The organism is Bacillus sp. FSL W8-1202 (genome assembly GCF_038006165.1).
GTDB classification, from domain to species: domain Bacteria; phylum Bacillota; class Bacilli; order Bacillales; family Bacillaceae; genus Bacillus; species Bacillus subtilis.
On record NZ_JBBOUR010000001.1, the window covers coordinates 948,481 to 968,723 of the forward strand.

General features: G+C 44.3%; 20 protein-coding genes and 1 pseudogene. 11 read left to right on the top strand and 10 right to left on the bottom strand.

Annotation, left to right across the window (positions count from 1 at the left end):
• The first annotated feature begins 46 nt into the window (after positions 1-46).
• The 4 genes from NSQ09_RS04820 (at position 47) to NSQ09_RS04835 (ending at position 3,823) form a co-directional block, all read left to right on the top strand.
• Positions 47-979: an aldo/keto reductase gene (locus NSQ09_RS04820; RefSeq protein WP_041333996.1), complete on the top strand. Its 933-nt coding sequence runs from the start codon at positions 47-49 to the stop codon at positions 977-979.
• Positions 980-1,237: 258 nt separating this feature from the next.
• Positions 1,238-1,888 carry a hypothetical protein gene (locus NSQ09_RS04825; protein WP_041338088.1) on the top strand — a complete coding sequence of 217 codons (651 nt, stop codon included), beginning with the start codon at positions 1,238-1,240 and terminating at the stop codon, positions 1,886-1,888.
• Positions 1,889-1,891: 3 nt separating this feature from the next.
• Complete coding sequence (locus NSQ09_RS04830; RefSeq protein ID WP_041338090.1) at positions 1,892-2,200, top strand: DUF2653 family protein; 309 nt, start codon at positions 1,892-1,894, stop codon at positions 2,198-2,200.
• Between the two features lie 237 nt (positions 2,201-2,437).
• Positions 2,438-3,823, top strand: coding sequence for a sugar porter family MFS transporter (locus NSQ09_RS04835; protein WP_144453107.1), 1,386 nt, complete (start codon positions 2,438-2,440; stop codon positions 3,821-3,823).
• A gap of 42 nt (positions 3,824-3,865) precedes the next feature.
• Here NSQ09_RS04835 and htpG read toward each other — a convergent pair whose 3' ends face one another.
• Together htpG and NSQ09_RS04845 are read right to left on the bottom strand one after the other, a co-directional pair.
• A complete protein-coding gene (htpG, locus tag NSQ09_RS04840) occupies positions 3,866-5,746 on the bottom strand; it encodes a molecular chaperone HtpG (protein WP_341030611.1) in 1,881 nt (626 codons plus the stop codon).
• A gap of 167 nt (positions 5,747-5,913) precedes the next feature.
• Complete coding sequence (locus NSQ09_RS04845; protein WP_014481429.1) at positions 5,914-6,165, bottom strand: hypothetical protein; 252 nt, start codon at positions 6,163-6,165, stop codon at positions 5,914-5,916.
• A 116-nt stretch (positions 6,166-6,281) separates the two neighbouring features.
• Here NSQ09_RS04845 and NSQ09_RS04850 point away from each other — a divergent pair, with 116 nt between their 5' ends.
• Positions 6,282-7,103, top strand: a complete 822-nt coding sequence (locus NSQ09_RS04850; protein ID WP_003227042.1) for an SDR family oxidoreductase — start codon at positions 6,282-6,284, stop codon at positions 7,101-7,103.
• A 29-nt stretch (positions 7,104-7,132) separates the two neighbouring features.
• On the opposite strand, the gene NSQ09_RS04855 is transcribed toward NSQ09_RS04850, so the two are convergent.
• Positions 7,133-8,275 carry a TetR/AcrR family transcriptional regulator gene (locus tag NSQ09_RS04855; RefSeq protein WP_015250844.1) on the bottom strand — a complete coding sequence of 381 codons (1,143 nt, stop codon included), beginning with the start codon at positions 8,273-8,275 and terminating at the stop codon, positions 7,133-7,135.
• Positions 8,276-8,417: 142 nt separating this feature from the next.
• Here NSQ09_RS04855 and NSQ09_RS04860 point away from each other — a divergent pair, with 142 nt between their 5' ends.
• Complete coding sequence (locus NSQ09_RS04860) at positions 8,418-9,755, top strand: aldehyde dehydrogenase family protein (protein WP_003227040.1); 1,338 nt, start codon at positions 8,418-8,420, stop codon at positions 9,753-9,755.
• Between the two features lie 186 nt (positions 9,756-9,941).
• Positions 9,942-10,408 (top strand): annotated as a pseudogene (locus tag NSQ09_RS04865) (RDD family protein).
• A gap of 43 nt (positions 10,409-10,451) precedes the next feature.
• Here NSQ09_RS04865 and NSQ09_RS04870 read toward each other — a convergent pair.
• On the bottom strand, positions 10,452-11,684 hold the full coding sequence (locus tag NSQ09_RS04870) for a PQQ-binding-like beta-propeller repeat protein (protein WP_341032489.1): 1,233 nt from the start codon (positions 11,682-11,684) through the stop codon (positions 10,452-10,454).
• A 100-nt stretch (positions 11,685-11,784) separates the two neighbouring features.
• Positions 11,785-12,234, bottom strand: coding sequence for a DUF5391 domain-containing protein (locus NSQ09_RS04875; RefSeq protein WP_257182412.1), 450 nt, complete (start codon positions 12,232-12,234; stop codon positions 11,785-11,787).
• A gap of 231 nt (positions 12,235-12,465) precedes the next feature.
• On the opposite strand from NSQ09_RS04875, the gene NSQ09_RS04880 reads away from it, so the two are divergent.
• Positions 12,466-12,921 (top strand): RDD family protein, encoded by a 456-nt coding sequence (locus NSQ09_RS04880; protein ID WP_015250840.1) that lies wholly within the window; start codon positions 12,466-12,468, stop codon positions 12,919-12,921.
• Between the two features lie 29 nt (positions 12,922-12,950).
• Here the strand turns inward: NSQ09_RS04880 and NSQ09_RS04885 are convergent, their stop codons facing one another.
• The 3 genes from NSQ09_RS04885 to yxaF form a co-directional block, all read right to left on the bottom strand.
• Complete coding sequence (locus tag NSQ09_RS04885; RefSeq protein WP_003227027.1) at positions 12,951-14,159, bottom strand: DUF418 domain-containing protein; 1,209 nt, start codon at positions 14,157-14,159, stop codon at positions 12,951-12,953.
• Between the two features lie 107 nt (positions 14,160-14,266).
• Positions 14,267-15,280 (bottom strand): quercetin 2,3-dioxygenase, encoded by a 1,014-nt coding sequence (gene qdoI / locus NSQ09_RS04890; protein ID WP_038428088.1) that lies wholly within the window; start codon positions 15,278-15,280, stop codon positions 14,267-14,269.
• 93 nt (positions 15,281-15,373) lie between these two features.
• Entirely contained in the window at positions 15,374-15,949 is a 576-nt protein-coding gene (gene yxaF, locus NSQ09_RS04895) for a transcriptional regulator YxaF (protein WP_087614830.1), read from the bottom strand.
• Between the two features lie 130 nt (positions 15,950-16,079).
• Between yxaF and NSQ09_RS04900 the strand changes: the two genes are divergently transcribed.
• Positions 16,080-17,150, top strand: a complete 1,071-nt coding sequence (locus NSQ09_RS04900; RefSeq protein WP_341030612.1) for an SDR family oxidoreductase — start codon at positions 16,080-16,082, stop codon at positions 17,148-17,150.
• Positions 17,151-17,223: 73 nt separating this feature from the next.
• On the opposite strand, the gene NSQ09_RS04905 is transcribed toward NSQ09_RS04900, so the two are convergent.
• Both NSQ09_RS04905 and NSQ09_RS04910 read right to left on the bottom strand, forming a co-directional pair.
• Positions 17,224-18,374 (bottom strand): IS3 family transposase gene (locus NSQ09_RS04905; RefSeq protein WP_087614160.1). Its coding sequence is split into 2 segments (ribosomal slippage): positions 17,224-18,101 and positions 18,101-18,374, totalling 1,152 coding nucleotides; the frame shifts between segments, so codons are not numbered across the junction.
• A 122-nt stretch (positions 18,375-18,496) separates the two neighbouring features.
• Positions 18,497-18,928 carry a MarR family winged helix-turn-helix transcriptional regulator gene (locus NSQ09_RS04910; RefSeq protein ID WP_003243994.1) on the bottom strand — a complete coding sequence of 144 codons (432 nt, stop codon included), beginning with the start codon at positions 18,926-18,928 and terminating at the stop codon, positions 18,497-18,499.
• Between the two features lie 226 nt (positions 18,929-19,154).
• On the opposite strand from NSQ09_RS04910, the gene NSQ09_RS04915 reads away from it, so the two are divergent.
• Both NSQ09_RS04915 and NSQ09_RS04920 read left to right on the top strand, forming a co-directional pair.
• On the top strand, positions 19,155-19,559 hold the full coding sequence (locus tag NSQ09_RS04915; RefSeq protein ID WP_017697266.1) for a CidA/LrgA family holin-like protein: 405 nt from the start codon (positions 19,155-19,157) through the stop codon (positions 19,557-19,559).
• A complete protein-coding gene (locus tag NSQ09_RS04920) occupies positions 19,529-20,221 on the top strand; it encodes an LrgB family protein (protein ID WP_017697265.1) in 693 nt (230 codons plus the stop codon). Before NSQ09_RS04915 ends, NSQ09_RS04920 begins: the two co-directional genes overlap by 31 nt.
• Positions 20,222-20,243: the final 22 nt, after the last annotated feature.

Consider the following 20,243-nt stretch of genomic DNA (forward strand, 5'->3'; position numbering starts at 1 on the left):
AATAGTGTTGAGAGTCTATCATCCATTTTATTCTAGGAGGCAGATCATGAAAAAAGCGAAGCTCGGAAAATCAGACTTGCAGGTATTCCCTATCGGATTAGGAACAAATGCTGTCGGAGGACATAACCTCTACCCGAACCTAAATGAAGACACCGGAAAAGAATTGGTGCGCGAGGCGATCCGTAATGGCGTGACAATGTTAGACACCGCTTATATTTACGGGATCGGCCGTTCCGAAGAATTAATTGGTGAAGTGCTGCGTGAATTCAACCGTGAAGATGTTGTCATCGCGACAAAAGCCGCTCACAGAAAACAAGGCAATGACTTTGTCTTTGATAATTCACCAGAATTTCTTAAAAAATCAGTTGATGAAAGCCTGAAGCGCTTGAATACCGATTATATCGATTTGTTCTACATTCACTTCCCTGACGAACATACGCCTAAGGATGAAGCCGTTAACGCGCTGAATGAGATGAAGAAAGCCGGAAAAATCCGCTCCATCGGTGTATCCAACTTCTCTTTAGAGCAATTGAAAGAAGCAAACAAAGACGGTTTGGTAGATGTATTGCAAGGCGAATACAACCTGTTAAACCGTGAAGCGGAAAAAACATTCTTCCCGTATACGAAGGAGCATAATATTTCATTTATCCCTTACTTCCCGCTCGTATCAGGTTTATTGGCAGGAAAGTATACAGAAGATACAACGTTCCCAGAAGGCGACCTGCGAAACGAACAGGAACACTTCAAGGGCGAGCGTTTCAAAGAAAATATCAGAAAGGTCAACAAGCTTGCGCCGATTGCCGAAAAACACAACGTGGATATCCCTCACATCGTATTGGCCTGGTATTTAGCAAGACCGGAAATTGATATTTTAATCCCGGGAGCAAAACGTGCCGATCAGCTGATTGATAACATCAAAACAGCCGACGTGACGCTTTCTCAAGAGGATATTTCATTTATTGATAAGCTGTTCGCATAAGAAGAAAACAGCCTTCTCCATTGGGGAAGGCTGTTTTTATTTGCCTATAAATTGGGTTGATTTTGATGCAAAAACTTACAAAAAGTGTCATGAATCCGATAAAATAAAGGTAGTTTAACTCAGAAAGAAAGTGATTGAAAAACTAAAATGATATGTAAGATTGATAAAACTCTAGAATCAGAACCAGCTTCTATTATTTACAGCTGACGATTCAAAACAGATTAACGGACCGTTTCAGCGGTCTATGGAGGAAACAGAATGAAACTTAAATATGTAAAAGCCTTAGTTGCAGTAACCGTTGCTTTAGGTGTACTGCTGCCATCAACGATTTCTCATGCAAAGAGCTTTAGCGGCCGCTCATCGTCTAGTTACAGCAGCCGAAGTTCAAGCTCATCATACAGCGGAAGCTATAAATCAAGCCCGAAATCAAGCTACAGCTCAGGATCAAGCTCTTCTAGCAAAAAATCCAAGACGTCTGACGATTCATCATCATCGATTTCGCTTAAAAAGAAGCCTTCGGAAAAGGCAAGTTCATCAAGCTCTAAAAAATCGTCAGGCACCTTTTCCGGCGCTACATCAAAAGTAACCGGAAAGACATACAGCGGAAAAACGTCTAAAGCCTATATTGGCGGACGATATGTTTCAGTCAATCATTACTATCACGCAGGTTTCGCGCCATCAGGATGGTTTGGATATTATAGCGGATTTACAATGGGTATGTTCATGATCAGCATGATGCACCCGTGGGGTTACACCTATCATCCAGTCGGAGGCCCAGGTTATGTTTCTTATGGCGCTTCACCCATTGCCTGGATCGTTGATATCATCGCTTTGATTATTATTTTAATCATTGTCATCGCATTGATTCGCGCATTTAAAGCACCGAAGACGTACAGAAGGAGATTTTAGGCAATGAGATTAATATTAAATGAGCAAGAAATTGCAGACGGAATTTGCGTGTATATTTCCAATGAAGAAGATATCTACCCTGAAGACGTTGAAGTAAAAGAACTATCGTACAACAAGCGTACAGGGTTCTTCGCTGAAGCCACATTTGGCCTGCACCACAAGCAGCTTATGTCAGATGACATTTCAGAAGGCATTATTCAGTTCTTAGAGGAATACCACAACTTCAATCCAGACGTTACCGTCGTTGAATTGCAATTTGATAAGAAAAAAGGCTTCTCCGCCTTGGTTTTCGTCAACGAAGCAGAAGAATAAAAATGTCTTAATCAAAACCTTACTCCGCGCGGGTAAGGTTTTTTTAATGGTTTCTCTGAGCATAAAGTTATTTCGTTTTTCCTAAACTCAGCGGATCTGTGATCATCTCTTTTGGCTTTAACGTTTCCGTTTTTTCAAAACAAATGTTTCAAATGAGATAGGAAATGGGTACTAATCTATTAACTTTGTTATACATTTTAGATACTCATTGGCTCAACAACTGAGGAGGAGACATTTGTGAAGAAAGACACAAGGAAATATATGATCTACTTTTTCGGCGCTTTAGGGGGACTGCTATATGGTTACGATACAGGCGTTATCTCCGGAGCACTCCTGTTTATCAATAACGATATTCCTTTAACGACATTGACAGAAGGATTGGTTGTCAGCATGCTGCTCCTTGGCGCGATTTTCGGTTCTGCCTTGAGCGGCACATGCTCAGACCGCTGGGGCAGGAGAAAGGTTGTATTTGTCCTTTCCATCATTTTTATTATCGGTGCGCTCGCTTGCGCATTTTCTCAAACAATCGGCATGCTGATTGCATCTAGGGTGATACTCGGGTTGGCCGTCGGCGGTTCAACGGCACTTGTGCCCGTGTATCTTTCCGAAATGGCACCGACGAAAATTCGCGGGACACTCGGCACAATGAACAACTTAATGATTGTCACCGGGATTTTGCTCGCCTATATCGTTAACTACCTGTTCACACCGTTTGAAGCGTGGCGCTGGATGGTCGGTCTGGCCGCAGTGCCTGCCGTGCTTCTATTAATCGGCATCGCGTTCATGCCGGAATCGCCAAGATGGCTCGTGAAGCGCGGCCGTGAAGAAGAAGCGAGACGAATCATGAACATCACTCATGATCCCAAAGACATCGAAATGGAATTGGCAGAGATGAAGCAAGGAGAAGCAGAGAAAAAAGAAACAACACTCAGCGTCCTGAAAGCCAAATGGATTCGCCCTATGCTTCTGAGTGGCGTCGGTCTTGCCATTTTTCAGCAGGCTGTCGGCATTAACACGGTCATCTACTACGCGCCGACCATTTTTACGAAGGCCGGTCTTGGCACGTCAGCTTCCGCACTCGGCACAATGGGAATCGGCGTCCTTAACGTCATCATGTGTATCACTGCCATGATTTTAATTGACCGTGTCGGCCGCAAAAAACTTCTGATCTGGGGAAGTGTCGGCATCACACTGAGCCTTGCTGCTTTATCAGGCGTGCTCCTGACACTGGGGCTTTCCGCATCAACAGCGTGGATGACAGTAGTCTTTCTCGGTGTCTATATCGTCTTTTACCAGGCGACATGGGGTCCGGTAGTGTGGGTGCTCATGCCTGAGCTCTTCCCGTCCAAAGCACGCGGAGCCGCGACAGGGTTCACGACTTTGGTGTTATCGGCGGCCAATCTGATCGTGTCGCTCGTCTTCCCGCTGATGCTAAGCGCGATGGGCATCGCATGGGTCTTTATGGTTTTCTCAGTCATTTGTCTTCTCTCATTTTTCTTCGCGTTCTACATGGTACCGGAAACCAAAGGGAAAAGCTTGGAGGAAATTGAAGCAAGCCTGAAAAAACGGTTTAAAAAGAAGAAAAGCACCCAAAACCAAGTGCTGAATGAGCGTACTTTATAAAAAAAAGGAATCGTCTCCTTATGGGACGATTCCTTTTTCTGTTTACACCATGACCTTGCAAATATTGTTCGTAAATTCCACAGGGTCCTGAATCGGCAGGCCTTCGATGAGAAGCGCCTGATTGTACAGAAGGTTTGTGTACAGTCTCAGCTTCTCTTTATCTTGTTCAAACGCGTCCTGCAGCGTTTGGAATACCTCGTGATTCGGGTTGATTTCCAGCACTTTTTCCGCCTTCACATTTTGGCTGTCAGACATCGCGTTTAAGATTTTTTCCATCTCAATTGTCACTTCGCCGTCAGCAGCAAGGCAGACTGGATGTGATTTAAGCCGTTTTGAGATTCTGACGTTTTTCACTTTGTCTGACAGAATGTTTTTCATTTCCTCAAACAGATCCTTATACTTGTTTTCCTCTTCCTCGGACTGCTTTTTATCCTCATCCGTGTCTATGCCAAGGTCTCCGCTTGATACGGACTTGAATTCTTTTTCCTGATAAGAAGCCAGCATTTTAATTGCAAACTCATCGATGTCCTCAGTAAAGTAGAGGATTTCATAGCCTTTGTCCGCCACCATTTCCGTTTGCGGCAGTTTCTCAATGCGGTCGTAAGAATCACCGGTCGCGTAATAAATGTATTTTTGCTCCTCTGGCATTCTGGAAACATACTCGTCTAAGCTGACCAGTTTTTTCTCTTTTGAAGAGTAGAATAATAGGAGATCCTTCAATTGATCCTTATTCGCGCCAAAATCATTATACACGCCGAATTTCAGCTGTCTGCCAAACGACTTGTAGAACGTCTCGTATTTCTCGCGGTCTTTTTTCAACAGGCTTTGCAGCTCGCTTTTGATTTTCTTGCTGATGTTTTTCGCGATCAGCTTCAGCTGGCGGTCATGCTGCAGCATTTCTCTGGAAATATTCAGCGACAGATCCTCGGAATCGACCATGCCCTTCACAAAGCTGAAGTGGTCCGGTAGCAGGTCTGCGCACTTATTCATGATCAGCACGCCATTGGAATACAGCTCCAAGCCTTTCTCATATTCCTTGGAATAGTAGTCAAACGGCATGTTTTCAGGGATGAATAGAATCGCGTTGTAGCGAACCGCTCCATCCACACTGATATGAACGTGTGTCAGCGGTTTATCAAACCCGTAATGCTTTTCAGCATAGAATTTTTCATAATCCTCATCTGTCAGCTCGCTTTTGTTTTTTCTCCAGATCGGCACCATGCTGTTGACCGTCTGCTCTTCCTGCACCTCTTCGAATTCATTTTCGCTGCCTTCCTTCGGCTTATTAATGGTCGTATCCATTTTGATCGGGTAGCGAATGAAGTCGGAGTACTTCTTGATGATCGCTTTTAAACGATATTCTTCTAAGAATTCGTCATAGCTGTCATCTTCTGTGTTCTCTTTGATTTTCAGGATAATGTCTGTACCGACAGAATCCTTTTCACACGGCTCAATTGTATAGCCGTCTGCACCCGCAGACTCCCATTTATAAGCCTCTTCGCTGCCAAGCGCTTTACTGATGACTGTCACGACATCGGCAACCATAAATGCCGCGTAAAAACCGACACCGAACTGCCCGATAATGTCATGTCCGTCTTTCAGCTCGTTTTCCTTTTTAAACGCGAGGGAACCGCTTTTTGCAATTGTTCCAAGATGCTGTTCAAGCTCATCCTTTGTCATTCCGATCCCCGTATCAGAGATGGTTAATGTTCTCGCATCTTTGTCAGCTGCGACCTTTATGTAGTAACTGTCTTTATCAAACGTAAGCGCATCGTCCGTAAGCGCTTTGTAATAGATTTTGTCAATCGCATCACTCGAATTGGAGATTAACTCGCGCAGGAAAATTTCTTTTTGGGTATAAATGGAGTTAATCATCATATCCAGCAAGCGTTTAGACTCTGCTTTAAACTCTTTTTTCGCCACTCTTGATCGCTCCTTTACCATTATGTAAACCCTTTTTAGCATCTATTTATCACATAAGATGACAATTGTCAATTAGATTGATAGATGCATATATATGTAAATTTAACATTAGTTGGATTTGCTTTCACTCTTTTTCTCACTCATTCTCATAAAAAAGAGAGGCTTCATCATCCTCTCTTTTTTTCTGTGTCATTCCAGCGGCCAAACTCCCGCTTCATCCATATATGCACCGGGTAGAAAAACAAACCGAACGGTATCAAAAACAAAAGATTATGCCATGAAGCATTCAGAAATGCGCTTGCAGTCACCGGAAACGTAATCTCTTGCAATAAAAAAGAGATGACAGTCAGCACAACAAATGCAGATGGAATGGTAATGAAGCAATAAAACTTGAGCTCCTTCTTATGCTGTACCTTCAAACATACAAACCTCCCAACAATTTCTAATTCATCTTAACATATGCTGGCCTTTCTTTTCTCGCATGTTTATCACTGCACATAGCGGGAAGACAATTAGAAAAAGGAGGTCTCGTATCATGGGAAGACTTGAAAACAAAACAGCAGTGATCACAGGCGCCGCGACAGGCATTGGGCAAGCGACGGCAGAGGTTTTTGCCAATGAAGGCGCGCGTGTGATAATCGGAGATATCAATAAAGATCAAATGGAAGAAACAGTTGACGCAATCAGAAAAAACGGAGGACAGGCAGAATCCTTTCACCTCGATGTGTCAGATGAAAACAGTGTGAAAGCATTTGCTGATCAAATCAAGGATGCATGCGGAACGATTGATATTCTGTTTAATAATGCCGGCGTTGATCAGGAAGGCGGAAAGGTACACGAATATCCGGTTGACCTGTTTGACCGCATTATCGCCGTCGACCTGCGCGGCACGTTCCTTTGCAGCAAATATTTGATTCCGCTCATGCTCGAAAATGGAGGCTCCATCATCAACACCTCCTCCATGTCAGGCCGTGCCGCGGACCTTGACCGCTCCGGCTACAACGCCGCAAAAGGCGGTATCACCAACCTGACAAAGGCAATGGCAATCGACTACGCACGAAACGGCATCCGCGTCAATTCCATTTCACCGGGTACGATCGAAACCCCGCTGATTGACAAATTAGCAGGCACCAAAGAACAAGAAATGGGTGAAAAATTCCGCGAAGCCAACAAATGGGTCACGCCGCTCGGCCGCCTCGGCCAGCCGAAGGAAATGGCGACAGTGGCCCTGTTCCTCGCGTCAGACGACAGCTCATACGTCACAGGAGAGGACATCACCGCAGACGGCGGCATCATGGCATACACATGGCCAGGGAAAATGCTGATTGATGAGAAATGGAAGAAAGAAACGAGATAAGAGAGGGGATATCCCTCTCTTTTTGTCTTTCAAAGCAATACAACCTTATACTTTTTCACATCCAAAAACTGCAAAAATTCCCTCGCCAGCACTTCAGGCGGATGCGCCTTTCCTTCATCCAGCCGATACAAAAGCAACCCAATAATCATTGCGGATACATAATGGACATAAAGCTTTTTCTCTGCGTGAATATCAGTTTGCTGATGCAGATAAAACGATTCCAGCGCTTTGAACATATCAGGTATCACATGAGGAACACCCCATTCCCGATTGAGAAAATGGACAATGGGCATGTTTGACAAAGCAGAAAGCAGACTGGCGAGCGCCTTCTCCGCTTCCTTTAAGGAAAATTCATTCGGGCTGGAGGCAATCGTCAGGTGATCAATGATCTCCGCACATGATCGCTGTATCATGGTTCGGAGCAATTCCTCCTTATTGGCATAGTGATCATAAAAGGTTGCACGGCGGATATTGCTTTTCCGGGTAATATCCGAAATCGTGATGGCTGCGTAGTCTTTTTTCTCCGCCAGCACGTCCAGAAATGCCTTCTGGAGCGCCTCTCTCGTTCGAACCACACGCCTGTCGATTTGCTTGTTCTTCTCTCGCTCTCCTGGCACAGCTTGTCCAAACAGCCAATAAAATCTCTTTTGAGAAACAAGCTCCCATACCTTTTGGCTGATAGCTTCCGGAGTCGCGGCCGCATCCTCATTCAGCCAATACAGGATAATCGCGTACGTGTACAAGGCCCGGTAATGTCCGTAAATTTCCCGTTCGATCGGCGTCAAATTCACATGGACCGGAGTCAGCAGAACATCCTGCTGAAACACATCCCTAAAAAAACGATGGAAATGCCCTCTGTTCATCATCACAGAAAAAAAGGATCGATGCTCATGAACAAAGGACAGCGTCGGATGCACCGTTTGCCGTTTTTTGTTCAAATGAAGGGTATCCATATGACTGAAGGCGTCAAAAAGCGCTTTGCCCAGTCCTTCCTTCATGTCTTCGATCACATCCTCAATGATTGAAAACTTATCCTCATAATAAAGGTAGAGCGATCCGCGGCTCACTTTGGCCTTTTCAGCGATTTCTTTCATTGTGATGTGTTGAATATCTCTTTCTTCCAATAAAGCCAGCAGCGCCTCTTTCACTTGAGCTTCGGCAGATTCCGGCACAAAAGACACCCCCAATCATTAGACAGATCTTCGATATATGTACGGTAACGTATAGATGGTTCACCGTTGTCTTTCTTACAGAAAAGGTACCACCTTATAATAGGTCCGAGAAAAGAAGAAAGCAAATGAGGGGGATTTTACAATGGAACAGCAAGTAAAGGACGACATCCATCGTGTCTTTCAGCTTCAGAAAAAACAGCAAAAAGCCTTGCGCGCTTCAACAGCGGAACAGCGGAGAGAAAAGCTTCAACGCTTTTTAGATTCCGTCATCGCCCATGAAGAAGAAATCATCGAAGCGATCCGCAAAGACGTCCGCAAACCATATCACGAAGTCAAAAAAGCGGAAATCGAAGGAACAAAAAAAGCGATTAGAGATAATATGAATAACCTGGAACAATGGATGGCGCCTAAAGAAGTCGGTTCATCGTTAAGCCCTGACGCAAACGGAATTCTTATGTACGAGCCTAAAGGCGTCACACTCATCCTCGGCCCGTGGAACTATCCGTTTATGCTGACGATGGCGCCGCTTGCCGCTTCTCTCGCAGCCGGAAACAGCGCGATTGTGAAGCTGTCCGATTTCACGATGAACACGAGCAACATTGCCGCTAAAGTGATAAGAGACGCTTTTGATGAAAAAGAAGTCGCGATTTTTGAAGGAGAGGTTGAGGTGGCAACCGAACTACTTGATCAGCCGTTCGACCATATTTTCTTCACTGGAAGCACAAATGTCGGGAAAATCGTCATGACAGCGGCTGCCAAACACTTGGCATCTGTCACACTTGAGCTTGGCGGCAAGAGCCCGACGATTATTGACAGTGAATACGATCTGATGGACGCAGCGAAAAAGATCGCCGTCGGGAAATTCGTAAACGCCGGCCAAACCTGCATCGCACCTGATTACCTGTTCATTAAAAAAGACGTTCAGGACAGGTTCGCGGGGATTTTACAAACAGTCGTCAACGCTGGATTTATGGAGGATGATCATACCCCAGACCGCAGCAAATTTACGCAGATCGTCAATGACCGCAACTTCAACCGCGTCAAAGATCTGTTCGACGATGCCATCGAAAAAGGGGCGGAAGTGGTGTTCGGCGGCGTATTTGATGCCAGCGACCGCACGATCTCGCCAACCGTTTTGAAAAACGTCACGCCTGATATGAAAATCATGCAGGAGGAAATCTTCGCACCGATTCTGCCAATGATGAACTATGAAGACATCGACGAGGTCATCGATTACGTAAATGACCGCGATAAACCGCTTGCACTTTATGTGTTCAGCAAAAACCAAGACCTGATTGACAACGTCCTTCAGCACACGACATCAGGAAATGCGGCCATCAATGATGTCGTCGTCCATTTCAGTGACGTCAACCTGCCATTCGGCGGCGTCAACACAAGCGGAATCGGCTCCTATCATGGGGTATACGGATTCAAAGAGTTTTCTCATGAGAAGGGTGTATTTATTCAAGCCTCTAAATAATCATAATGAAGAGAATCTGCATCATCTTGCAGGTTCTTTTTTTATCTTTATATCACCTAAATAAAGAGATTAAAAGTGATAAAATACAATTTTCAAACGAGACAAAATTCCTCTAGTCTATCTCATTGAAACCCTGCAGCCCCTAACGTATAATACCCAGAAAACTTTAAAGGAGTAAAATGATACATGGAAAAACCAGCAGGATTTTGGATTCGGGCAGCCGCCTCGATTATTGATGTATTTATTATAGCTATATTCTCTTTCATTATGATTTTCATTAACACCTTCATTGTGTTGCCACTCATTGATGCAGCAGGTACACACATGTCAGAAGCCCAATATGAGTTTTTCATGTTGATCATTGGCACAATCCCTGTTTTGGCCATCATATTTATTTTCGCTATTCTTTACTATAGCTTGCTGACTTCCTCAAACATGCAAGCAACATTGGGAAAAAACTCATGGGCATCATCGTTGTCAATCAGTATGGCGAGCGTATTTCTTTTTGGCACAGCTTCGGCCGTTTCTTCGCTTACACATTATCTAAGATCTTATATATCGGTTTTATCATGGCGGCCTTTCCCTCTAAACTGGCATTACATGATTATATTTGCGGGACAAAGGTTGTCTATAAAAATAAATATCTTGATTGATCAAAAAAACAGGCTGCCGAGTTAACCTCGCCAGCCTGTTTTACTATTTCCCAAAAGCCATCAGCTTCGTATAACTTCCAATATAAAGCGTTCCGTCCTCAGCGAGCTGAGGAGAAGACACGACGTTGCTGTCGGTTTGATAGCTCCATAATTCATTGCCGTTTGCGTCTGCCGCATAAACCTTCATATCATCTGACCCGAAATACACCGTTCCCTTCGCGTCAATCAGCGGCGCCGTTCTGACAGGACCGTCTGTATAGAATGACCAGTTCATATCCCCGTTTTTGCTGATGGAAAACAGCTCGCCGCTTCCTGAGCCGATGTAGATATTGCCATTATGATCAATCGCAGGAGATGAGCTGGAGAACCCGTTTAACGGGAATGTCCATTTCAAACTGCCTGTTGATGTATAGGCATACAGCTGTCCATCTTGGTTGCCGGCATAAATGTTTCCGTCCTTATCAATCACCGGATATCCTTTAAACGCATTTGACGTCGTTCTGGACCATTTCACCTGTCCGGTTCCGGAGTTGATCGCATAAAACACGTAATTATATGTGCCGACATACACGGTGCCGTTTTTGACAAGCACCGGCACAGAGCTGACGACACCATTTGTTTTCAACTTCCAGCGCTCTGTCCAGGTTGATTTTGACGTCGGTTTGATCGCGTGAACATAATTATCAAGTGTTGAGAAATACAACGTCCCGTCTGAACCGATCACCGTTTCAGAGCTTGGCCCGCCGCTTAACGGAACCGTTGTTAAAATTTCTCCCGTTTCTTTGTCAATAAAATAAATCTTTTTGTCATAGGATGCCAAATAGATAACGCCGTTGGTCCCAAGTACAGGAGATTGCGTATATGTTTTTCCAAGATTGCCAGTCACCCATTTGACTGAGCCGTCTGGATTAAAGGCTTTCATTTCCCCGTCTCTGGAATGAAGATATACTGTGCCGTCTCCGTCAATCACAGCCCCCGCTCCATTTTGCGGAGTCGTTCTGATGTCGTTTTGCCATTTCAGCGTCCCGTCTGTATTTCCGGCGAACCGGCTTTCGCGTGACCAGTTAAACATGGCAGGCGCCATCGCTTGTACATCATATCTTCCTGGCAAAAAGCCAGATGCTCCATTATTTTGAGAAAACACCGTTTCCGCCGCATAAGCAGCTGTCGACTGAAGCACTTTGGCAGCGGGCACATCAGAAACAGCGCCGGCCGAAACAGCCGCCGCCACCGCAGCTCCCGCAATCAAAGCTTTCATACGAAATGACTTGACCATCATTGAGACCCCCATTATATGTAACTTCTAATTTGCGACCATCATAACATATTCATCCATTTTATAAATCTATTTCACAAAAACATCACAAACTAGAAAACTATGTAAGAGTATTCACGGACGTTTTTTCAGCACCCGATCGAAATGCAGCCACAAACCAAATGACGTTGACAGCAGCCGCAGCGAGACTAATTCCGAAAACAAAGATCACCTCAGAAAGCAGATGGTCACTAAAGAAACTAAACATCAAGATAAAACCGGCCGAAGACAAATGAATCAAAAGCCCGAAGCCGCAAAGCACCGCCATGACATACCTCATTGCATCGACTCCGAGCATATAAACGAGAAATGGAATGAAATACAAGACAAGGATCATACCGACAGCTGACCACATGCCAGCTGAATTAAACTGATTGGCCGCCGCTCCCGTTCCGGCCAGCGGCGAAAGTGAAGCCGCCACAATCACGGCGCAAAAAAGAAACGCAGAAATGGTTGTCATGATCGCCACGCTATTTTTTTTGACATCAAACTCCTCCTTTAATAGAAATATTAACCTTTTTTATTATAAGTAAGTTGAATGTTATATTCATTATATTTTTAAAAAATTCCAGAACACATACACAAATGCTATGCTTCTTTCTAGTATATTTATATAGTAAAAAACAAAGGATAAAAGACTCATTTTTCTGTAATGTCAGGATTTTATCACCATACCATATTGCATGTACTTGTTTTTCAAAGTATACTATTCCAGATTAATTCAGAGGAGAGAGAAAAATACATGGAAAAACCAGCAGGATTTTGGATTCGTTTTTTAGCTTATTTTATTGATGGCATTATTGTATCTGTTCCTAGTTATATTATTCTATTTGTGATCAATTCTGTTTTTGTAGCTGGGGCTGTGGCAACAAACCCTTACATGACGGAAGAAGAGTATTTAGTGAAATACATGACGCTTGCATTTTTGCCTACTATGCTGATCATGATCGTCATCAGTGTGTTATATTACGGGCTGCTCACAGCTTCTAAAATGCAAGGCACACTTGGCAAAAAAATTCTTGGCCTGAAAGTGGTCAATGAACAAGGTGAACGGGTTTCTGTCGGACAGGGAATTGGCCGTTACTTTGCCTATATCTTATCTGGAATCATCTTTTATATCGGGTTTATCATGATCGCCTTTGGAGAGAAAAAAGGCCTGCATGACATCATTTGCAAAACACGTGTCGTGTATAAATAATAGAAAAAAGTCTAGACGCCAATAGGCATCTAGACTTTTGTTTTCTTTACAATAGGCTGCCACGACAGATACGTAGCGCTTCTCCACAGCCACTCAAACGGCCCCATCCGAAAGACACGAAGCCAAAGGTGGCTGAAGGCCATTTGAACGGCACAAACAGCAATTGTAATGAGCACACCCGCAGCAGGGTACACTTTTCCATACAGGCCCAAGCCGTAATGATAAAAAATCCAAGTACACACAATAGACTGCATCAAATAATTGGTAAATGCCATCCTCCCAACAGCGGAGAATGATTGCAGCACTGTTCTCACTCTTGTTTTATGATAAAGATAGACAACCGTTGTAACATAGAAAAACATGAGGAAAGGCGCGCCAATCAGCAGAAATAGTTCCTTTTCCGTTACACTGTACAGCACATGGGCGCCGATGCCGATGACAAGCCCAGCCATCCATAATCGTTTTAATCCTTTGCGATGCTTTTCCGGTTCATGCAAATACCGTGATTTTGCTGCCTCAGCTCCCAGCAAAAACATGCTGAAATAAGGAATGGATGCAAAGAAGAAGTTGAGCGGATTATACGTAAGCATGCCATTCGAAGACATATAAACAAGACGGTCATGGATCCGCTGTTCTGCAATGTCCTTCAGGCTGCCGCTTCCATAAACATGAATCGCTTGTGTTGCCTGCTGTGTTACCGCTTGTACCCATTCCTGTCCGTTTGATTGATCAAAACTTATCAACATGAACGGAATGGAAAACAGAAGATACAAAGAGACCGCCCATATCAGCAGTGTTTTCGGCTTTGCTTTTCGAAACAAGAGCAGGACAAAACCGAGCAAGGCATATTCTGTTAAAATATCCCCGTCCCATATCAAAAAGGCATGAATCGTTCCAAACAAGAGAAGCGCCATTAACCTTCTCACATATAACGGAACAAACCGTTTCCCTTTGTTTTCTGCTCTCTCCATCATGACAACCATGCCAAATCCAAATAAAAAGGAAAACAATAAAATACATTTTGTTTGAATGAAGAATTTCAGTATATCTGCGGCGGCAAAATCAGCTTCAGACCACTTATCCATGAAAAAATTCTCTTTTCCAAGCATAGACAAATACATATCCGGATAACTGAAATGTGCCAGATTGACAAATAAGATGCCGAAAATCGCCATTCCTCTCAGCACATCAAGCACACCGATCCGCTCATTTGTTAAAGTCGGCTGTAATGAAGACATAGCCATCACGCTCCTTTTTTCTGTACCTTAAGGGTATGAAAAAATGAAGCGCGGAAACATCGATTTAGGTGTCAGGCCGGCATGAAAACCTTACAATCTTGTCATCTTTATGGTTTCATCACCTTTAAATCTAATGCTTCGATATTCTGCAAAACGCGATCAAAGCGCAAAGCCTGAGGCTCACATGGGAAGATGTGGCCTTCATACGGGTCGCCTAACGTCCGGAAAAACGGTTCAAATAAACCAGGAACCAATACGCCCACCATCTTTGTATAGTAAGAATCAAGGCGATAGGAGTGAACGGTATTTGCAGGGACATGCAGGAAATCTCCCGGATTCAGCTGAATTTCCTGGCCATCTGCCCACATCGTCATCTGGCCTTCAAGGCAATAAAATGTTTCTGTATGATGTTCATGGTAGTGATCAACGATTCGGTCACCTTTAGGGCCTTCAGAGGATACGACGATAAACTGGCCATCTGTATTTTTTTGTGCAGCCACAATGCGGTGAAGCTGATCTCCAGTCAACAGGCGATCTCCTTCTCCTGATTCAAGAACGTATGGAACGGCTCCATCTGGCAGCTCTGTAAGTTCCGCTAATTTGGCCGAACATGCAGGCTTTCCTTCATCTAGAAATACAATGTCCGCTACAGCGGCTGCTTCTGCAAACCGCTCGTTTGAGACTTCTTCGCTTGCGTACGGCGGATGTTCAGCGTGATCATACGGATTCCCAATAACGGAATACAAGTGCGCTACGTTTCCTTTCATCGTGTAAGACACCAGTCTTGTTCTGTGGCTCTGCATCCGGTAGCTGTGCGGTGTTCCCGCCGGAATGTTGGCATAATCACCTGATATTAATAAATAGCGTTCACCATCAAGTGTCAGTTCCAGTTTCCCGTCCAAAACGAGAATTCCTTCATGTGTGTCCTTGTGGACGTGAAGCGGAAAGGCATCTCCTTTTCCCCCGGAAAGAAGCACGATCTCAAACAAATCACCTGTGCTCCTCCCATTCGCCATCACCGTGGCGACCTGTCTGCCGAACAGATAGCGCTCGCCTTCTCCGCTCCGGAGCAAATAAGACATTTTTTCTTTAGGCAACGAATGTGTACATAATGTTTTCATATTATCGCTTCCTCCAATTTAGACCAGTCTATATATTATCATTCATTTGTCTAGACCGTTCTATATAATTGTAGGAGAAAGGATAACAAAATGCTACCCTTTTTTTCTCACCAGCACTGGTATTTGTTCGGCAATGAGAAGAAGAGGCGTTTTGTCTTTATTCGTTAACGAAAGCATGATGCCCCCCTCAATCATCGAATTAATCAGCGTTCCAAGCTGATTTGCTTCTTCTTCTGCAAATCCGTTTTCCATTAATTTTCTGGAAAAAACCGCTTCCCAGCTTTTAAACACCTTCATGCAAACCGTCCGCAGCGGTTCACTGATTAACGCTGTCTCACTCGCCAGCAAACCGACTGGAATACCTTTAATGCTTTCTGTGTTGTCAAATTGGCTGGCTGTTTTTTTGATAAAAAGCTGAATCGCTTCAACAGGATCAGAGGATTCATCCATGCTTTGCTGTATCAGATGTTCAACGATCTTACCTGTATATGTAACCGCTTCAATTGCTAGTTCTTCTTTGCCATTCGGAAAAAAGTGATAAAGCGATCCCTTAGGAGCACCGCTTTCTTTTACAATCTGGTTCAAACCTGTCGCGTGATATCCTTGCAGCTGGAACAGACGTGACGCCGTGTGAAGGATTTTTTCACGTGAATCTCCTCTGCTAGTCATTAAAACATTCCCTCCTAGGTATGGTAGAGCGACTTATATAATATAAAAAAGAACCCTGTGATTGTCAAAAGGGGTAAGACCCTTCCAGATGGGGTAATGTACAAAAACAGCGTCTAGGAGGGATCTCTCAATGACAATCGATCATTCAGTCACGAATACAGAACAGCTTGAACGACAAAACCCCGCCATAAAAACAAAGCTCAAACTGAAAAAGCTTAAGGATCAGGTGATCGTCATTACCGGCGCTTCAAGCGGAATCGGACTTGTCACGGCACGAATGGCAGCTGAAAAAGGCGCAAAGGTCGTGGCAGCAGCGCGAAATGAAGACGCGCTGAAGGAGCTCACTGATGAACTTAAGGAAAAAGGGCACGACGCCATATGGGTAAAGGCGGATGTCGGAAAAGAAGAGGACGTCAACCGCATCGCAGAAACCGCGATCAGCACATTCGGCCGCTTTGACACATGGGTCAACAATGCGGCCGTCTCGACTTTCGGACATGCCATGGACGTCACCGTCGAAGACATGAAGCGCATGTTCGACACAAATTTCTGGGGACCTGTTTACGGAACAAGAGCGGCTGTCAAACACTACACCGGCAGAGGTGTGCCGGGCGCACTCATTAATGTAGGAAGCCTGTTCGGAGACAGGGGAACGGTCATTCAATCCACATATGCATCTGCCAAATTTGCGCTTCACGGCTGGACGGAAAGCATCCGAATGGAGCTCGAAAAGGAACAGGCGCCCGTCTCGGTAACGCTCATCCACCCGGGCAGAATTGACACACCTTATAACGAGCACGCGCACAGCTACCTCAACAAACAGCCGGCTCATTACCGCTCCATGATCTATCCGCCGGAAGCAGTCGCCGAAGCTATCCTGTTTGCCGCCGAAAACCCTAAGCGCGACATGTACATCGGCTCACAGGCCAAAGCCATCGCCATGCTGGGCGCGCTTTTCCCTCGTCTGACCGACAGACTGATGGAAAAAATCATGTATCACAGCCAGCATGCCGAAAGACCGTCCAAACCGCGAGAAGAAAGCGCTCTTTATGATGCGGGCTGCGGTATGCATGACAGAGGCACAAATAAAGGATGGATGAGGTCAAGAAGCTACTACACAAAAGCGACGAAGCGCCCTATTGTATCGGCGGCTGTTGTTGCCGGACTAGTGGCTTGGGCTGCCGCCAAACGATGCAGGTAATCACTGACCATAAGAAAAACCCATGCTGTTCCGGGACTGACCCCCGTTTTTGAGACAGGGATCAAAACACCTTTTAAACAGCCAATTGCCGATAATTTATCGGTGATTGGTTGTTTAGTTTCGTTTGAATACGAATATTGTTATAATAATGAATGTATTCTATGACAGTGCGTTCTACGATGGCGGTCGTGGTTCGATCAATGCTGTTAAGATAGAACGTTTCAGACTTTAGTGAGGAATGAAACGATTCGATGGAGGCATTATCAGCGGGTGTCCCTTTGCGGGACATGCTCATGGTAATGCCTTTTGTTTTAACAGCTTTCTGATACTCGTAAGATGTATACACAGATCCTTGGTCACTATGTAACACGCAGTTCTCAGGCAGTGTTGGCAGTTGATCAAGTGTGTGTAAGACAAAGTCTGTGTCCTGCTTATCTCCAATCGTAAAAGCAATCACTTCTCCATTATATACATCCAATATACTGGAAAGGTACAATTGTTTCTGTCCATAAGGCAAATACGTGATGTCTGTTACTAGTTTTTCAAGAGGATGATCAGACTGAAAGTTCCGATCTAATATATTGTCGACCACGGCATATGGCTGCCCATTCTTCTTGCGCTTTTTCACCTTAACCCGGCACTGCCACTGATTTTTCTGCATAATACGCTGAACCGTTTTATGGTTAATACACATTCTCTTTTTTAATATAGCTGTGATTTTTCGATATCCATATCGATACTGGTGCTCTCGGCACAACGTGCCGATTTGTTTTTCTAAATGGCGCTTGGGATGATCTTTCTTCAGATTCTTCTTCCAACGATAATAAGACGAGCGAGAGATACCTAAATGAATACAGATATCCTGCACGGTCATTGTGCTGTGCAATTCTTCTACAAGTTCGACTGACGTTTGGCTATCAACTTCCTTTCCAATTCGTTGTACTTTTTTAACACTTCATTCTGTTGTCTCAGATATCGATTCTCTGCCTGCAGTTTCTCTAATTCGGAAGAATACTCCGGACCTTTTCCATAAGTGTATTGCTTACCAACAGGCTGTTCAAATCGATGTGTATCACCAGCCTTATACCATCTGACCCATGTCTTAATCTGCGTATTATTTTTGATATTCAACTCCTGCATGATCTCTTTCATAGGTACGCCTGCCAATCTCATTTCTACAGCCTTCTGTTTCACTTCAACCGGATAACTCACTCTTGTCCCCATAGAAAAAACACCTCCAAGTCTAATTTCGGATAACAATCATCCGTATTCAAACTTGAAGGTGTTTTTATTTGTCTCATCTTATGGGGTCAGTCCCTCCAGCGGAACCATGGGTTTTTTAGCTGTTAATCGATAAAAGCCTTGTTCATACGCTGCAGCAGCTCGCCGAACATCTCTTTTTCCTGTGTTGACCATTCTTTCAGCATCTGTTCATAACGTTCAAGGCGCTTTTGCTGATCGGCTTTTAATAGTTGTTTGCCGAGTTTTGTAATGGTAAACAGGCTTACTCTCCCATCAGATGGGTCTGAGAAACGATAGATGAGCTCCTTTGCCTCTAATGCAGCTGCTTGTCTTGAAAGAGTAGAAATATCAAGCTTAAACGATTCTGCCAATTCCTTAACACGAGCAGGCCCAAACTCATCCAATTGTCTCAGTAATAAGTACGAAGATCTCTCCAAATTCCCTGTTCTTTTCTCTGATTGATCCAGATAAACAGCTCTCCTGATAAAAGTCGTCAGCTCATATTCAATTAATTCAACTGGATTTTGATTTTGCAATCGCTCTCGCTCCCTATTCCAATCTCCGGCATTGACAACATCATATATACTTGTATAATACAAATGTACATTAACTGAATAAACACAAGTCGTTATATGACTAAATCAATTATTATACTTGTATAGTACAATCATATAAAAAGAAAGTAAAGCGATTCCTCAGAACCATCCTAGAAGCAAGCACCAGAAAGGAGGAAGCTGTTCTCATTGGAGAGCAGCACTTGATGTGAAAGTCATACGAATTATCTTGCAAGTGTTGATATTATATGTATTTTTTATGATCGGGGAAGCCATTCAGCATCTGTTTCATTTACCCGTATCAGGAAGCATCGTTGGATTGGTATTGCTTCTGATCTGCTTAGGCCTCCGTATTGTTCCCGTCTCCATCATTGAAGACGGAGCAGGGTTTTTATTATCCTTCCTTCCATTGTTGTTCATCCCGGCAATGACAGGAGTGATAAACTATCCGTCTCTCATTTCATTCAATGGCCTGATGCTGCTGATTACAGTCGTTCTGAGCACCATCGTCACGATCATTGCAGCTGGATTCGCCAGCCAGCTATTAGAGAAAAAAGCAAAAAAACGGGAGGAGAAAGAGAAATGCAGCAAGCATGCATCGCGATCATTATAATTCTTTTAACAGTTGCCGCTTATTTAGCGATGGTCAAACTCTATAAGCGATTCCCGCTTCCATTTCTGATCCCCGTTCTGACAACGACCATTTTGATTGTAGCGGTTTTGATGATATTTCATGTTTCCTATGAAGGCTATATGATCGGGGGGAAATGGATTAATTCTTTGCTTGGGCCGGCTGTCGTGGCGCTGGCCTATCCGCTTTATAAACAATGGCATATCATAGTCAAATATTGTGTTCCCATTCTAGGCGGCGTCCTGGTCGGATTATGCATGGGAATGATCAGCGGGCTGATCTTCGCAGAAGCATTCGGGATTGATCATGATCTCTTATTATCCATTCTGCCAAAGTCGATCACAACCCCTGTCGCTATTCAAATCGCCGCCGGTCTTGGCGGCGTCCCTTCCATGACAGTCGTATTTGTCATGATTGCGGGCTTTTCAGGCGTCATCCTAGGGCCGCTTTTCCTAAAATGGCTTCGCATACGCAGTTCCCTTGGACAAGGCATTGCATTAGGCAGCGCCTCCCATGCACTGGGCACCTCCAAAGCATTGGAATATGGGGAACTGGCCGTCTCCATGAGTTCCGTATCCATGACGCTTTGTGCGGTGCTCGGCTCATTCTTCTGCCCGCTCGTCGTCTGGCTGTTTCATATTTAACAAAGAAAGACTGCCCCGGTGG

Bases quoted from the DNA above. Each gene is read 5' to 3' on its own strand.
- NSQ09_RS04820 (WP_041333996.1), top strand. From the start codon at position 47: ATGAAAAAAGCGAAGCTCGGAAAATCAGACTTGCAGGTATTCCCTATC.
- NSQ09_RS04825 (WP_041338088.1), top strand. From the start codon at position 1,238: ATGAAACTTAAATATGTAAAAGCCTTAGTTGCAGTAACCGTTGCTTTA.
- NSQ09_RS04830 (WP_041338090.1), top strand. From the start codon at position 1,892: ATGAGATTAATATTAAATGAGCAAGAAATTGCAGACGGAATTTGCGTG.
- NSQ09_RS04850 (WP_003227042.1), top strand. From the start codon at position 6,282: ATGGGAAGACTTGAAAACAAAACAGCAGTGATCACAGGCGCCGCGACA.
- NSQ09_RS04860 (WP_003227040.1), top strand. From the start codon at position 8,418: ATGGAACAGCAAGTAAAGGACGACATCCATCGTGTCTTTCAGCTTCAG.
- NSQ09_RS04870 (WP_341032489.1), bottom strand. From the start codon at position 11,684: ATGGTCAAGTCATTTCGTATGAAAGCTTTGATTGCGGGAGCTGCGGTG.
- NSQ09_RS04880 (WP_015250840.1), top strand. From the start codon at position 12,466: ATGGAAAAACCAGCAGGATTTTGGATTCGTTTTTTAGCTTATTTTATT.
- NSQ09_RS04885 (WP_003227027.1), bottom strand. From the start codon at position 14,159: ATGTCTTCATTACAGCCGACTTTAACAAATGAGCGGATCGGTGTGCTT.
- qdoI (WP_038428088.1), bottom strand. From the start codon at position 15,280: ATGAAAACATTATGTACACATTCGTTGCCTAAAGAAAAAATGTCTTAT.
- yxaF (WP_087614830.1), bottom strand. From the start codon at position 15,949: ATGACTAGCAGAGGAGATTCACGTGAAAAAATCCTTCACACGGCGTCA.
- NSQ09_RS04900 (WP_341030612.1), top strand. From the start codon at position 16,080: ATGACAATCGATCATTCAGTCACGAATACAGAACAGCTTGAACGACAA.
- NSQ09_RS04920 (WP_017697265.1), top strand. From the start codon at position 19,529: ATGCAGCAAGCATGCATCGCGATCATTATAATTCTTTTAACAGTTGCC.